A 13423-nucleotide genomic window follows, 5' to 3' on the forward strand; every position below is an offset into this window, starting at 1 on the left:
CCCCGCTCCCGCCTCCCCCACCCTTCCGGCCCTCGGAGAGTCTCATGCACCACGGGTCTCAGCCCGCCACCCCAGCCCACCGTCGTCGTGCATTCGCCAGAAGCCTGGCATCCGCGGCACTGTCCACAGTGCTGCTTCTCTCCCTGGTCAACTCCGCGACCGCGGCTCCCACCCCGCAGCCGAGCGGCACCGCGACGCCGGTTCGCACCACCCCTTCCACCCCTGCGCCCAGCGCACCCGCGACGACGGCACCTGCCACGGCGGCGCCCACGACAGGGGCGCCCACACCGTCCCAGAACACCCTGACGCCGCCGGCGACCGAACCACTGCCCGACGGCGAGACGGCCGGCGATCCCGCCACGGCCCGGAACGCCGTGGGACGGATCGGCGCCACCATGCGGTCGAATGCCGACCGGAAACACCTGGCCGTCCAGCCCACGGCCGGCCCGCAGCCCAAGCCCGAGGCCCTGACGGCCCCCGACCATCCCGATGCGCCGGTGACCGGCGCCGGCAACGGCCCGGTCTCCTCCTCTGGCCTCTCCCGCATGGCGCCCGCCGCCTTCAGCACGGGCCACTGGCGCCCCGGCTTCGGTGTCCCGGGCCAGGACGTCAGCGCCTGGCAGGGCACCGTAGATTGGAGGGCACAGTGGAACCTCGGTTCCCGCTTCGCCTACGTCAAGGCGAGCGAGGGCTCCTACTACACGAACGCGAACTTCGCGTCCCAGTACAACGGATCGGCCAATCAGGGCATGGTGCGAGGGTCGTACCACTTCGCCATCCCGAGCTGGTCCTCGGGCGCGGACCAGGCCAAGTACTTCGTCGCCAACGGCGGTGGATGGAGCAGCGACGGCATCACCCTTCCGCCTGTCCTGGACATCGAGTACAACCCCTACCAGGGCCGCACCGACCTCGGCTACAACTCCGGCGACACCTGCTACAGCCTGGCCGGCGCGCCCATGGTCCGGTGGATCACCGACTTCGGCAACACCATGAAGCAGCTGACCGGACGGTACCCGGTCATCTACACCACCACGGACTGGTGGAGCCGCTGCACCGGCAACTCGGCCGCGTTCTCCGATTACCCGCTGTGGATCGCGGCCTACCCGTCGTCCGCCAGCAACACTCCCGGGACACTCCCGGCGAGCTGGCAGCAGTACAGCCTCTGGCAGTACAGCGACGAGGGTCCGTTCGTCGGGGACTCGAACGTCTGGAACGGTGATCAGGCCGGTCTCGCCCGGTTTGCCAAGGGCACGCCGCCGGCGAACTTCACCAACACCTTCCGGCTCACCGGCGGTGATTTCACGTCCGATGGCCTCCCGGATCTGGTCAAGAAGTCGAGCTCCGGGATCCTCTCGCTCCAAAGAGGTCTTCCGGACGGGTCGTTCGCCACGCCCACCACGATCGGCACAGGATGGAACATCTACGACATCGTCGTGGCGAGCAAGGACTTCAACGGCGACCGGACCCCGGACATTCTGGCAAGGGACGGCGCGGGCGACCTCTGGTTCTACGCAGGTGATGGCCGGGGCGGTGTTCTGCCACGGGTGAGGATCGGAACCGGCTGGGATGTATTCACCACCATCCTGGCACCAGGGGACTTCACCCGCGACGGGTTCAATGACCTGATGGCGGTGTCCCCGGACGGAACCCTCTGGGTCTATCCCGGTAACGGCCGGGGCGGCTTCAAGGCCCGGTCGATCATCGGTCAGGGCTGGCAGCAATTCGCGTCCGTTCTTCCGGCCGGCGACATGAACAGCGACGGCATTCCCGATCTCCTGGCCCTCACCGTCTCGGGAGATCTCCTCCTGTATCCGGGCAACTCTTCCAATGGCTTCGGTGGTCGGACTGTCATCGGTCGAGGCTGGAGTGGCTTCACCTCGATCGTCGGCGGTGTTGACGTCAACCGCGACGGTCGCAGCGATGTGATCGTCGAGGACTCCACGGGCAAGCTCACCGGGTACTTGGGCAGTGGCAAATCGTCGTTCGCGGACTCGGTCCCCGTAGGCGCAGCGTGGCAAGGATTCTCGCGGATCCTGGGCAGTGAGGACTTCGACGGCGACGGCGTTCCTGACGTGCTCGCTCAGGACAAGGCGGGAATCCTCTTCCTCTATCCGGGCAACGGCCGCGGCGGCTGGAAGCCGCGCCGCCAGATCGGGTCCGGATGGCAGGTTTTCGACTCGGTCACGCATGCGCCCCGGTTCGCAGCCAACGGGAATCCGGCGCTCCTGAGCCGTGCCGGCGACGGCACGCTCTTCCTGTACCCCACTGATGGGCGAGGCGGTTTCCTTCCTCGGAAGGCGATCGGACGAGGATGGCAGATCTTCAGCTCGATCAGCGCGGTCGCAGACTGGAATGGTGATGGCCGGGGCGACGTCGTTGCCCGCTCATCGGATGGCACCCTCTGGCTGTACCCGGGGAACGGGAGCGACGGATTCCTCCCCCGCCGGGTGATCGGCAATGGCTGGAACGCCTTCAACGCCATCCTCCCTGTCGGAGACTACGACGGTGACGGTAAAGCGGATCTGCTGGCCACAACGCCCGCGGGCGGGAAGTGGCTCTATCCTGGCGATGGAAAGGGAGGATTCCTGCCCCGCACATCGGTGCCGGCGCCATGGGCCAACACCGACCTGCTGATCCCGGCCCACGACTTCACCTCGACGGGCTACCCGAGCATTCTGTACCGGCAGACGGATGGGACCTTGCAGCTCATGTCCGGTGATGGACGCGGCGGAAGCCGCAACGTCCTGATCAATCTCGGCGCAGGCTGACCCTGAGGAGCGCTGCCACGTTCAGGCAGCGCTCCTCGCCCGCCGCCGTTTCAGCACGACGACGGCGACGGCAGCAGCCGCCAGAATCAGGCCTGCGCAGCAGGTGATGAGCCCCGTGAGAAGGTCCCTGGGGAGCAACTCGATCGCCGCCACGTAGGCGGCCGACACCACGGCTGCAATCACGAAATCCCTCAGCGGCCAGTGGCCCTCCAGATGGCGTTTGGCGACCAGGTAGTACATGAAGCCAAGCAACAGGAAGCTCATCGCCGAGGCCAGCCCGGCCAGAGTCAGATCGCCTCGCAATGCAGGCATTACCGCGATCGCAATCCCCACAATGAGCGCCAGTGGAGACAGGATCGCCAGCCACCAGGTCTCCCTGACAGCGAAAAGCAAGGTGCATGCCGTCAGATAGAGGGCGTAGCCGATCCCGACCAATGGCATGACCTGAGCCAGCGGGATCAGGCTTTCTTTCCCCTGTGCCATGAGGTGCACGACCAGGTTCGCGGCACTTCCGGCCAGAACCACAAGTCCCACCGAAATCCAGCTGGCCGTCCTCGCGATCTTGTGGACTTGAACCGTTCGCGCCGCCCCCCGCGTGGACATGATCGAAGTGACCCAGGCATTGTTGAGCGCATTCAGCACGGAGATGGTACCCAGAACGAAGATCTGGACCTTGCCGTAGTCACCCGAGAGTCCAGGCGCCGCCACGAGCGCCAGAAGGAACGGCATGCCCTGCGTCAGCAGCATGAGGGCGCCGGTGTGCGGCAGAACCGGGAGGCCGATCCGGAAGGACTCACCGATGATGCCAGGAATCCTGAACGGGTTGCTCGGTCGCGTCCAGCTCCAGGCCAGGAGGGCAGTGGCCACCACACCGCCGAGATAGCCCAGCATGAAATCGAAGGGCTCCGGACCCCAGATGACCATCACCAGCAAGCCGATGCCATACGCGCCCATCGAGGACATCAGGCTCAGGACGACGAATCTGACCGCGCGCCCCTGTGCTCTCAGAATCGCCTGGGCGCTCAGCACACTGGCCTGGAAGCCCAAGGCCGCTATGGCCAATGCGAAAACTGGTGCCCACCCCGTAACGGTCGAGAGGAGAAGAAAGGCGGCCGCGACAGCGATACCCAGAAAAGCGCCGCCGAATGACAGAAAACCACTGATCGCCCGGGACCGCCGAGGTCCGTCCTTGTCGTACCAGGAATTGGTGATTTCGAGCGGAAGACCAGCGGTCGCAAGGACGACGCCCACCTGGATGACGGAGATGGAAAGAAACAGCTCCTGCCACTTCACATCGTCATGCAGCACGCGCAGTGTGATGGGCTGGAGCAGGAACACCCCTGCCCCCTGGGTCAGAGTGCCCAGCAGGTAGAGGAAGGAGTTTCGGCCCACAGACGCCGTCTGTTGTGTGGTGGAGGGTGTGACGGACACGTGAATCGCAATCAATCGGAGCGGCACCCGCAAGATACGGGCGAATGGACTACGGCCAACCGGAGGAGCCGAGTGGCCTCCGGGCGCCGTCTGCGCTGACGTGACAAGACGCTGGGCCACGTGACCGTTCAGTCGACCGGCCCTGAAGGTCCTGGCTTCGAGGACGGCCACGAGGCCACGGTGGTGATTCTACCGGTACCTTCCTCCGAGAATGCTGCAGGATCACATGGCGTATTCTGAAGTGCGGCCCGTGCGCCAAGCGCAGCGGCCACCCCTTGAACCTCCGGAGGAGAACGGTACGTGGATATTCAGAACCACTTCTACGGGCACTCTGCTGTCCTTGCTGGCTTTGCGGGGCTCACCCGTCCCCGGCACTTCCAGGGCCTCTTGCAGCACGGTTGGACTCCAGTCACGCCGATCCGCACTCACTTCGCGGATCTCGCCGGCTCTGCCCCCGCGGGCAATCTCTTCACGTGGACCCACGACTCGCGTGGCTGGACGGAAGAAGAGTCATTCCGGGAGACCGGATTCCACAGCACGCCCATCGGCGCTCCCGCCCTGTATCTCGCCGATATGGTGGAGAAGAACGGCGAGCGTCCGACGCCCACTCTCGACACCGTAGTCTTCCCCTTCCATGGCACCCGGCTGGTCGCTGTCGAAGGCGATCAGGCGGCCTACGCCCGGGAGATCTACGAAAAAGAAGGACCGGCGCTCGTCTGCATGCACATCGATGACCTCCAGCGGCCCGACGTCGTTGCGGCGTGGCGCGATGCGGGTCACCGCCTGACCACCGCGGGAGAACGCAGAGATCCGGATTTCCTGGCACGCGTGCTCTGGCTGATCATGAATGCCAAAAAGGTAGTGTCCAACCGTCTTGCCACCGCATTGGTCTATGCAGCGGCGGTGGGCACTCCGATTGAGATCTACGGTCCTCACTTCCAGATCGCCGGCATCCAGGAAGAATCCTCAGAGGAATACCTCCGCAAGCTGTGGCCCGAGTTCTACGACCCCAACACTGACCTGGCGGCGCTGAAGTCGCTGGCAAGGGCGGAGCTTGGCGCTGACGCCATGCGGTCACCGGACGAACTCCGGGATCTCTTAGGGTGGAACGGGCCGAACTATCGGGCCGCATTCCATTACTGGCTCGGGGCACCACTCGCCAAGGCCGCAGCGATTCTCGGTCTGAAGAAACGTGAAGTCGGTCCCGTGGTCAATGCCGTCAAAGTGTCACCGTGGCACTTCGTGCTGCATCCCGTCGAACATCTCCCCGATCGCCTGACCGCCCAGGTCTCCAGACATCTTGTCGCTCCGGATCTCGACATCCAGGTCTGAGCGCCGAACTGTTCCCTGTATCACGGCCCTCACGGCCACTCCGGACTACTGTTAGTAGCTGAACAACTTTCCAGAGAACCCATCTGCTTATTGAGGACGGCCCCTGATGCCTCTTTCCTACGAAATCGCGAATCACCGTATCAGCCCCGACGCACCGCCTTTCATCATCGCGGAGATGTCCGGAAATCACAACGGTGACTTGAAGCGCGCACTCGACATCGTCGACATGGTTGCCGAATCCGGCGCTCAGGCAGTCAAACTGCAGACCTACACCGCTGACACGATCACGATTGACTCCAACAAGCCGCAGTTCACCATCAGTGGCGATCACCCGCTGTGGGGTGGCAAGAACCTCTACCAGCTGTACACGGAAGCGCACACGCCGTGGGAGTGGCACGAGGCCATCTTCGAACGAGCGCGGTCCCGTGGGCTGATCGCTTTCTCAAGCCCGTTCGATCACACCGCTGTCGATCTCCTCGAGTCTCTGGGCGCTCCTCTGTACAAGATCGCGTCACTGGAGATCGGCGATCTTGCGCTCCTCCGCCGAGTGGCTCAGACCGGCAAACCCGTCATCCTTTCCGACGGCGCCGCGACGCTGACCGACATCGACACGGCGGTCAAGACCATCCGCGCCGAGGGAAATGACCAGATTGTCGTCCTGGCCTGCACCTCGTCCTACCCGGCGGCCCCGTCTGAGTCCAACCTCCGGACGATCCCCGTCCTTCGCGACGCTTTCGGCATCCAGGTCGGCCTCTCGGATCACACGATGGGAATCGGCGCCGCCATCGCCGCAGTCGCGCTCGGAGCGACCGTGGTGGAAAAGCACGTCACCCTGAGCCGGGCCGACGGAGGGGTCGACTCCGATTTCTCCCTCGAGCCGAACGAACTGCAGGCCCTCGTATCCGAGAGCCGCACCGCCTGGGAAGCCCTTGGCTCCCCTGTCATCCAGCACACCACCGGCGAGTCTGAAAGCCTCCGGCTGCGTCGATCGCTGTACGTGGTCAAGCCGGTTCGTGCCGGAGAAACCGTCACCTCAGAGAATGTCAGGTCGATCCGTCCCGCAGGTGGCCTTGAGCCTTCGTACCTCGACACAGTGATGGGTCGCACGTTCCGTGCCGATGCCGATGCCGGCACCCCGCTGACGTGGGACATCGTCTGACATACGACTGAATGACGAAGGGCTCGCCCCAGGAGAAGCCCTGGGGCGAGCCCTTCGTCATTCACGAGCCGGCGCAAGCCTGAGGTCAGCTCAACGGACCCAAGAGTCTCCGGTCAGTGCACACGCTTGCTCAGGTGCTGCCATCCTGGTCTGCCGGTGGCTGGTCCGCCCGCATAGCCCGCTTTCAGGAACAACCGGTGCGAGGCGACATTGTCCGTCAGCATCTCAGCTACCAACTGCTCGACATCGCGTTCCGCCAGCAAAGTGCGTTCAGCAGCGCCGAGGATGTCGAGTGCGAGTCCTTTGCCTCGTTCAGCCGGGGCTATCGTGATGGAGGACTCCCACACCCGTGGCGACACTTCATCGAAGCGGACGGTGCCCACCGGCTTCGTATCCTGCTCCACGATCAACAGAACTCTGTCCGGAAGGGAGAGGGTCCGGGCGACCCAGGAGGCATGCCCGGCCCAGTCGAGCTCGGACGTCTGCCTGGACACGGCTCGAACGCTCGGATCATTACGCCACTCGAAGAGCAACGACGCATCTCCGAGCCCTGCAGGCCGTGCCGAGACACCGCGATGAGCGGGAGAGACGAAGTCCTCCCACACCCCCACGACACGCGCGCTCCCCTGGCCATCCACGATGGAGTGCGCCTGATCACCCAGAGCGGTGCGCCTCCGCGGATCCAGAAGCAGACTCCTGATCTCGCCGACTGCTGCCTCCGTCGCGACACTGCCTGTGCTGGCGTCACCGAGACCGACAGCCACCCGGTTCTCCGTCATGAAGCGATAATTGTCCCGCTGATTGTCGACCGTCTGGACAACGGCTGACGAGACGCCCAAGCTGGCCAGCTCCCACACCGTCGTCCCCGCCGCCGAAATGACGAGATCCATCGCGCGGAAAGCACCTGACACGGACGGCGACGGATCCCAGCGGACCAGACGTTGACCGGGACTGAGCGTGACATCCAGAACGCCACCGCCCACCACGTAGCAGGTCGACTCCACGCCGCTGGCCGCCCACCATCCCGCCACCTGCTGGGTGAGGTTCCGCGCATCGGTCCCGCCCATCACCACCATGACCCGCAGCTCGGACGAACCCGCAGAATCCCGGAGTTCCGCCGGAAGATCCATGTCACGCAGAGACGGCCTGATGGGTGTGAAGGACGTGCCGCGCAGAAGCCGCCAGGATCCATCATCCGGGCGCCGTTCGAGCTCACATCCCGGAGAGGAATCGATCACGAGATGCGCCGGCCTCCGGCCGAAGTTCCCATCCTCCGTCGAGGACAGGAGGAGACCGGACTCCTCGAAGACCGCCTTCAGCGGTCCCTGCTCCTCATAGGTGTCGATGTGCACCAGGTCCACTTGGAGCCGCAGTGCCAGCTCAACGAGCTCCTGAGGGCCCTGAGGCCTGGGAAACCGTTCCCCGAACAGGGCAAGAACCATGTCCTCGCCGAAGGGGATCTCCACGTCTCCGGAGAAGAACACCTGATGACCAGCGTGCTGCGCAGCCTCCGCCAGGGCGAGAACCCGGACGACATGCCCCAGTCCCTGAGCCTTGCGCGAATCTGCACGAAAGAGAATCCGCACGTCAGCCCTCGGTCAGAGCCTTCTGCTCAATATGGGCGTTGAGAGCGACGATCTGCGGGTTCCGGTCCAGCACGGACACCACGTCCCTCCACGACGGCGCCTCAGTGTCCAGGGAAGCCACAAGTGCGTCGAGCAATGCGGCGTCTTCAACGGTGTCGAGCGTCACCCTGTAGTGGTCGAAACGAGGAGTGAACGTCAATGCAGCCCTGGAGAACTCCGAACCTTCTTCATACAACGAACTTGTCACATGGGCACGGTGATGCGGCTCGCTGCGCAGGTCCGCCCGTACAAGAGCAGACGCCGTGGCAAGTTCCACGTCGAGCCCCCGCGGCAGAGACCGGACCTGGGTCGTAGAGACGTAATCCAAAGTGGTGTCCGTCCGCCAGAGGGAGACCACCTGCGAGATGACGGTGGAATCCAGAAGCGGACAGTCCGCCGTGAGACGGACCACGGCATCTGCCTGAGTCTCCTCGATGGCCAGCAGGAACCGGCTCAGGACATCGTCCTCACTGCCGCGGATCACCTTGAGGGCGCGTGTCGAGGCGAATTCGACGATCGCATCGTCACCGGATTCCGATGAGGTGGCGATCACCACCTCATCGATTCCTTCTGCCCGGCGGGCGGCATTCACGACCCACTCGAGGACCGGCCGGCCGCCCAGCGGACGGAGAACCTTCCCCGGCAGTCTGGACGAACCGACGCGGGCCTGAATGACCGCGACAACGCGCGGTGACTGCTTGATCGTCATGAGCCCACGACGTCGAGGACGTTCTCAATGACCATCTCGACCTGGTCGTCCTTGAGGCCGGGGAACAACGGCAGCGAGATCTCCTCGCGGTAGTACTGTTCCGCCACCGGGCACATGCCCCGCTGGTATCCGAGGTCTTCGAACACCGGGTGCCAGTAGGCCGGAATGTAGTTGACCTGGACACCGATGCCCCGCGCACGCAGTTCCTCGAAGATCTGACGACGACGAGCGGCTTCCACTCGCAACGGGTACAGGTGCCACGCGGGCTCAGCTCCCGGCGTGGTGCCGGGAATCTTGAGCGCCTCGTGAGGTCCGAACGCAGCGTTGTACTGATCGTGGATCCACTGCCGACGGGTGCGGAACTCCCCCAGGCGTGTGATCTGGCTGATCCCAAGGGCGCAGAGGACATCCGGCAGACGATAGTTCAGACTGAAGTCGTGCACTTCCTGGTGCCACGGACCTTCGTCCGGGTACCGCAACTCGCTCTGTTCGCGAATCAGACCCTGCCCCTTGAACCGCCGAGCACGGAGAGCCAGCTCATCCGACGGTGTCACGACCGCGCCGCCTTCAGCGGTGGTCATGTTTTTCGTGGGGAAGAAAGAGAACGTGGTGAAGTCCGCTTCCTTGCCTACCGGCACACCGTTCAGCAGGGAACCCACGGAGTGAGCGGCGTCTTCGATGAACAGCGCACCGTTCTCGTGAGCCAGATCCCGGAAGGCGACGGCGTCGACCGGCAGCCCAGCGTAATCGACCGCGGTGATCACTTTGGTGCGGTCCGTGACAGCCGCGCGAGCCGCCTCGAGCGAGAGGTTTCCGGTGCTCTCCTCGACATCAGCGAAGACGATCTTCGCACCGGCGATCGCCGCCGTCGAAGCCGTGGCGACGAAGGTCATCGGAGTTGTGACCACCTCGTCGCCAGGCTTAATCCCGGCTGCCACGTACGCCACATGCAGTGCCGCCGTTCCGGAGGTCACCGCTACTGCCTGTGAGCCACCGGCGACCTCGGAGATCGCCCGTTCGAACTCATCCACCTTGGGTCCGGTGGTGAGCCAGTCACTCCGAAGCGCCTCTACGACACTTTCGATGTCCTCGTCGGCAATCGACTGCCGCCCGTAAGGAAGCACGTTCTCAGAGACCTTCCGCTTCAAACATCGCACGCAGCTCTTCGATGGACAGGAAGCGCTCGTTGCCATCCGACTGGTAGCTCCAGCCGTCCTTCACGGGTTCGGCGCCTTCCGGAACCTCGTAACCCCACCCACCGAGGTGCGGAGTCACCACATAGCGGTCACCCACGGACACCGTGCGCCGGGAGTCATCAGCAGCGATCATCTCTTCGTGAAGCTTCTCGCCAGGACGGATGCCGATCTCGTGCGTCTTGGCGTTCTCGTCGACTGCCAGGGCGAGGTCCGTGATCCGGATGGAAGGGATCTTCGGAACGTAGAGCTCGCCGCCCTGCATGATCTCGAAGGAATCCAGAACGAACTTCACCGCCTGGTCGAGAGTGATCCAGAAACGGGTCATGCGATTGTCAGTGATGCCCAGGGACTGGCCCTCGGCCGCCATCTTCTTCCAGATCGGCACGATCGAGCCACGGGAGCCCATGACGTTGCCGTAGCGGACGACGCAGAAACGGGTGTCGTACGCGGCAGCGTAGTGGTTGCCCGAGATGAACAGCCGGTCTGCGCACAGCTTGGTGGCGCCGTACAGGTTGACCGGGCTGGAAGCCTTGTCGGTGGACAGCGCCACCACCTTCTTAACGCCTGCGTCGATGGCAGCGTCAATCACGTTCTGCGAACCCTGAACGTTGGTCTGCACGTACTCGAAGGGGTTGTACTCAGCGGTGTCAACCTGCTTCAGCGCGGCGGCGTGAATGACGTAGTCGACCCCGTGGAAGGCACGGTTCAGGCGGCTGCGATCCCGGATGTCGCCGATGAACCAGCGGAGGCGCGGATCGTTGTTGAACATCGTCCGCACTTCGAGCTGCTTGAGTTCGTCACGGCTGAAGATGACGAGCCGACGGACATCATGGTTATCCAGGATTTCCCGAATGAGGGCTTTACCCAGGGAGCCTGTACCGCCCGTGATCAGAACCGAAGAACCGCTCAGGAGAGACATCCGTTTGAACCACCTTGAAATTGTTGAGAGTAGATGTTCCAGGGCCGACGCAAGCTCACTCGCGCCGACCCCGACTGTTGCATAGCTTAGCATTCCGCCATTTTGGCGGGACGCTGGAGATCAGGGACGGACTGCGTGCGCGGCGAGCTTGCGCAGGCCGGGCCACATGCCCTTGGAGATGACCTTCGGGGTCAGGGAGGCCGCGTTGAGGCGGGACGTCAGGTGCCACTTGGCGGCGCGGGCGGCCTGCGGCCAGCCCTTGGCCGTGAAGTCACGGACGCACTCGTCGAAGAAGGCGCGCTCCTCGGCGAAGCGGCGGCCGTCGAGCGCACGGACCGACGAGTCGGACTCGCGGTGGCGGCGGTACTGGAAGCAGACCGTGGAGACCACGGCCATGCGGCCACCGGACAGGATGATGTCGGTCGCCAGCGCGAGGTCCTGGACCACGTTGTACTGGGGACGGAAGTCGTGGTGCTTGACGGCCTCGGAGCGCCACGCCACCGACGGGAAGTACAGCCAGTCGCCCACCATGAGGCTCTCCGCGATCGCTTCGCCCTCGACGACGGCCTCGCTGCTGCCACCGACGAGCTTGTGGCGCAGGTAGGTCTTCACCTTGTCGCCGAGTGGCTCGTAGACGGCGCCGTTCTCGTCGATGACCTCGACGCCGGGCTGCACGATGCTGACGGACGGGTCCTGGAACGCCTTGCGGACCGTGCTCAGGTAGTTGGGGAGCATGATGTCGTCGGCGCCCATGATGATCACGATGTCGTGCTCCACGAGGCCGATGCACTTCTTGTAGTTGCCGTTGGCCCCGAGGTTCTCCTCGTTCCGGTAGTACCGGACGCGGTCGTCGCCCTCGACCAGGCCGTTGAAGTAGGCCGGGAGGCTCTCGTCCGGGTACCCGTCGTCGACGATCGTGAACCGGAAGTCCTTGTCGTCCTGGGCCAGCACCGAATCCACGGCGGCCTTCATCATGGCCACGTCGCCGTAGTACGGCAGCATTACATCAATCGTCACTTGTCTTCTTCTCTCGCTAGAAGGCTTGGCTGAGTGGCGGCCTGGGAATCCGGGGCCAGGGACTGGGAAGCGTGGACATCACGCTGGAGCTGCTCCACGGAGCAGCGGAGGATGGCGACCTCTTCCGCGAGGATGCGGGTCTCGTCCTCGAGGATGGTCAGTTCACGGGACACGTGCAGGCTCACGCCCACCAGGAGCAGGATCGACAGCGCGAACAGGAGGTTCGACGGCACGACGACGCCCACCAGCGAGGCGGCCCAGTTCAGAAGGTGCGGGAACAGCCCGAGGATGATGGTGAGGCCACCGATGACCAGCCAGAGAATCGCGTACTTCTCACGGAGGCGTCCGTTCCGGAGCATGACCAGAACGACGATGACCATCAGGATGGACAGGACCAACGACACTGCGACACTCATGCCTCAGACACTTCCCTCTCCGGCGATGTCGCCCGACTGCGGTGCGTGCAGCTCCAGCGGGCGCGGGGTCCTGCGCCGGGCCAGCGCGAAGCACAGGACCAGACCCGAACGGGCCAGGTAGATGGTGGATTTCAGAGGGCTCTGGCTCGGCGTGCCCGCCTGGCGCTCCTTCATCTCCACGGGGATCTGTGTCACCTTGCAGCCGGACTTGATGGCCACCACGAGGGAGTCGATCGTGTCACCGAGGTACTCGGTGGGGAAATGGGAGATGTACTGCCGGATGGCCCGCTCGTTGGCGGCGCGGAACCCGGACGTGACATCCGTGAGCTGCGTGTGCGCGACGCCGGAGATCACCTTCGCGAGGAAGAACATCGCCCAGCGGCGGGGCCCCTTGGCGCCGTAGCTGCCGCGGCCGGCGAAACGGGCGCCGATCGAGATGTCAGCGTGCTCGAGGCCCGCGAGGACCCGGTCGATGTCATGCGGATCGTGCTGACCGTCGGCGTCGACCTGGATGACCGCGCGATACCTGTTGCGGAGCGCGTACTTGAATCCGGCGCGCATGGCGCCGCCGACACCGAGGTTGAAGGGAAGCCGGAGAACGGTGGCCCCTGCCTCCGCCGCGATCCGCGGCGTGTCATCCTTGGAGCCGTCATCGACCACCAGGACATCGTGCTGGGGAACCACAGCAAGCACATTTCGGATGGTGTCACCGATCGCCTCGGCTTCGTTCCACGCTGGCATGACGATGAGAACGCCAGAACGCCGTGAGTTACCCATGATCCTGAATTGTAGCAAGGAGCGGACCCGGATTAGGCGCGCGGCAAGCCCCTCAGCCCCGATCTCCCGGCCAG

The 13423-nt window shown here is 64.4% G+C and carries 11 protein-coding genes; 3 read left to right on the top strand and 8 right to left on the bottom strand.

The window, feature by feature from the left end:
• Positions 1-128: 128 nt before the first annotated feature.
• On the top strand, positions 129-2768 hold the full coding sequence (locus P9849_RS11000) for a GH25 family lysozyme (RefSeq protein WP_278266834.1): 2640 nt from the start codon (positions 129-131) through the stop codon (positions 2766-2768).
• A 21-nt stretch (positions 2769-2789) separates the two neighbouring features.
• On the opposite strand, the gene P9849_RS11005 is transcribed toward P9849_RS11000, so the two are convergent.
• Positions 2790-4106, bottom strand: coding sequence for a hypothetical protein (locus P9849_RS11005; RefSeq protein ID WP_278266835.1), 1317 nt, complete (start codon positions 4104-4106; stop codon positions 2790-2792).
• A gap of 393 nt (positions 4107-4499) precedes the next feature.
• Between P9849_RS11005 and P9849_RS11010 the strand changes: the two genes are divergently transcribed.
• Both P9849_RS11010 and pseI read left to right on the top strand, forming a co-directional pair.
• A complete protein-coding gene (locus P9849_RS11010; RefSeq protein WP_278266836.1) occupies positions 4500-5531 on the top strand; it encodes a hypothetical protein in 1032 nt (343 codons plus the stop codon).
• Between the two features lie 106 nt (positions 5532-5637).
• Positions 5638-6690: a pseudaminic acid synthase gene (gene pseI, locus P9849_RS11015; RefSeq protein WP_278266837.1), complete on the top strand. Its 1053-nt coding sequence runs from the start codon at positions 5638-5640 to the stop codon at positions 6688-6690.
• Positions 6691-6803: 113 nt separating this feature from the next.
• On the opposite strand, the gene P9849_RS11020 is transcribed toward pseI, so the two are convergent.
• The 7 genes from P9849_RS11020 to P9849_RS11050 all read right to left on the bottom strand — a co-directional run bounded on the left by P9849_RS11020 (position 6804) and on the right by P9849_RS11050 (position 13313).
• Positions 6804-8276 carry a bifunctional UDP-2,4-diacetamido-2,4,6-trideoxy-beta-L-altropyranose hydrolase/GNAT family N-acetyltransferase gene (locus P9849_RS11020; protein WP_278266838.1) on the bottom strand — a complete coding sequence of 491 codons (1473 nt, stop codon included), beginning with the start codon at positions 8274-8276 and terminating at the stop codon, positions 6804-6806.
• 1 nt (position 8277) lies between these two features.
• Positions 8278-9024: a glycosyltransferase family protein gene (locus P9849_RS11025; RefSeq protein ID WP_278266839.1), complete on the bottom strand. Its 747-nt coding sequence runs from the start codon at positions 9022-9024 to the stop codon at positions 8278-8280.
• Entirely contained in the window at positions 9021-10172 is a 1152-nt protein-coding gene (locus P9849_RS11030) for an aminotransferase class V-fold PLP-dependent enzyme (RefSeq protein WP_278266840.1), read from the bottom strand. Before P9849_RS11030 ends, P9849_RS11025 begins: the two co-directional genes overlap by 4 nt.
• Positions 10153-11139 (bottom strand): UDP-N-acetylglucosamine 4,6-dehydratase (inverting), encoded by a 987-nt coding sequence (gene pseB, locus P9849_RS11035; protein ID WP_278266841.1) that lies wholly within the window; start codon positions 11137-11139, stop codon positions 10153-10155. Before pseB ends, P9849_RS11030 begins: the two co-directional genes overlap by 20 nt.
• Positions 11140-11259: 120 nt before the next feature.
• Positions 11260-12156 (bottom strand): glycosyltransferase family 2 protein, encoded by an 897-nt coding sequence (locus tag P9849_RS11040; protein ID WP_278266842.1) that lies wholly within the window; start codon positions 12154-12156, stop codon positions 11260-11262.
• Entirely contained in the window at positions 12153-12572 is a 420-nt protein-coding gene (locus P9849_RS11045) for a DUF2304 family protein (protein ID WP_278266843.1), read from the bottom strand. The genes P9849_RS11040 and P9849_RS11045 overlap by 4 nt, the downstream gene beginning before the upstream one ends.
• Positions 12573-12575: 3 nt before the next feature.
• Positions 12576-13313 carry a glycosyltransferase family 2 protein gene (locus tag P9849_RS11050; RefSeq protein ID WP_278266844.1) on the bottom strand — a complete coding sequence of 246 codons (738 nt, stop codon included), beginning with the start codon at positions 13311-13313 and terminating at the stop codon, positions 12576-12578.
• Positions 13314-13423 lie beyond the last annotated feature (110 nt).

Source organism: Arthrobacter sp. Y-9 (assembly GCF_029690065.1).
Classification (GTDB): Bacteria; Actinomycetota; Actinomycetes; order Actinomycetales; family Micrococcaceae; genus Arthrobacter_E.

What these genes read in the sequence shown, in the direction of transcription:
- pseI (WP_278266837.1), top strand. Translation starts at nt 5,638, where the DNA reads ATGCCTCTTTCCTACGAAATCGCGAATCACCGTATCAGCCCCGACGCA.
- P9849_RS11025 (WP_278266839.1), bottom strand. Translation starts at nt 9,024, where the DNA reads ATGACGATCAAGCAGTCACCGCGCGTTGTCGCGGTCATTCAGGCCCGC.
- pseB (WP_278266841.1), bottom strand. Translation starts at nt 11,139, where the DNA reads ATGTCTCTCCTGAGCGGTTCTTCGGTTCTGATCACGGGCGGTACAGGC.
- P9849_RS11045 (WP_278266843.1), bottom strand. Translation starts at nt 12,572, where the DNA reads ATGAGTGTCGCAGTGTCGTTGGTCCTGTCCATCCTGATGGTCATCGTC.
- P9849_RS11050 (WP_278266844.1), bottom strand. Translation starts at nt 13,313, where the DNA reads ATGCCAGCGTGGAACGAAGCCGAGGCGATCGGTGACACCATCCGAAAT.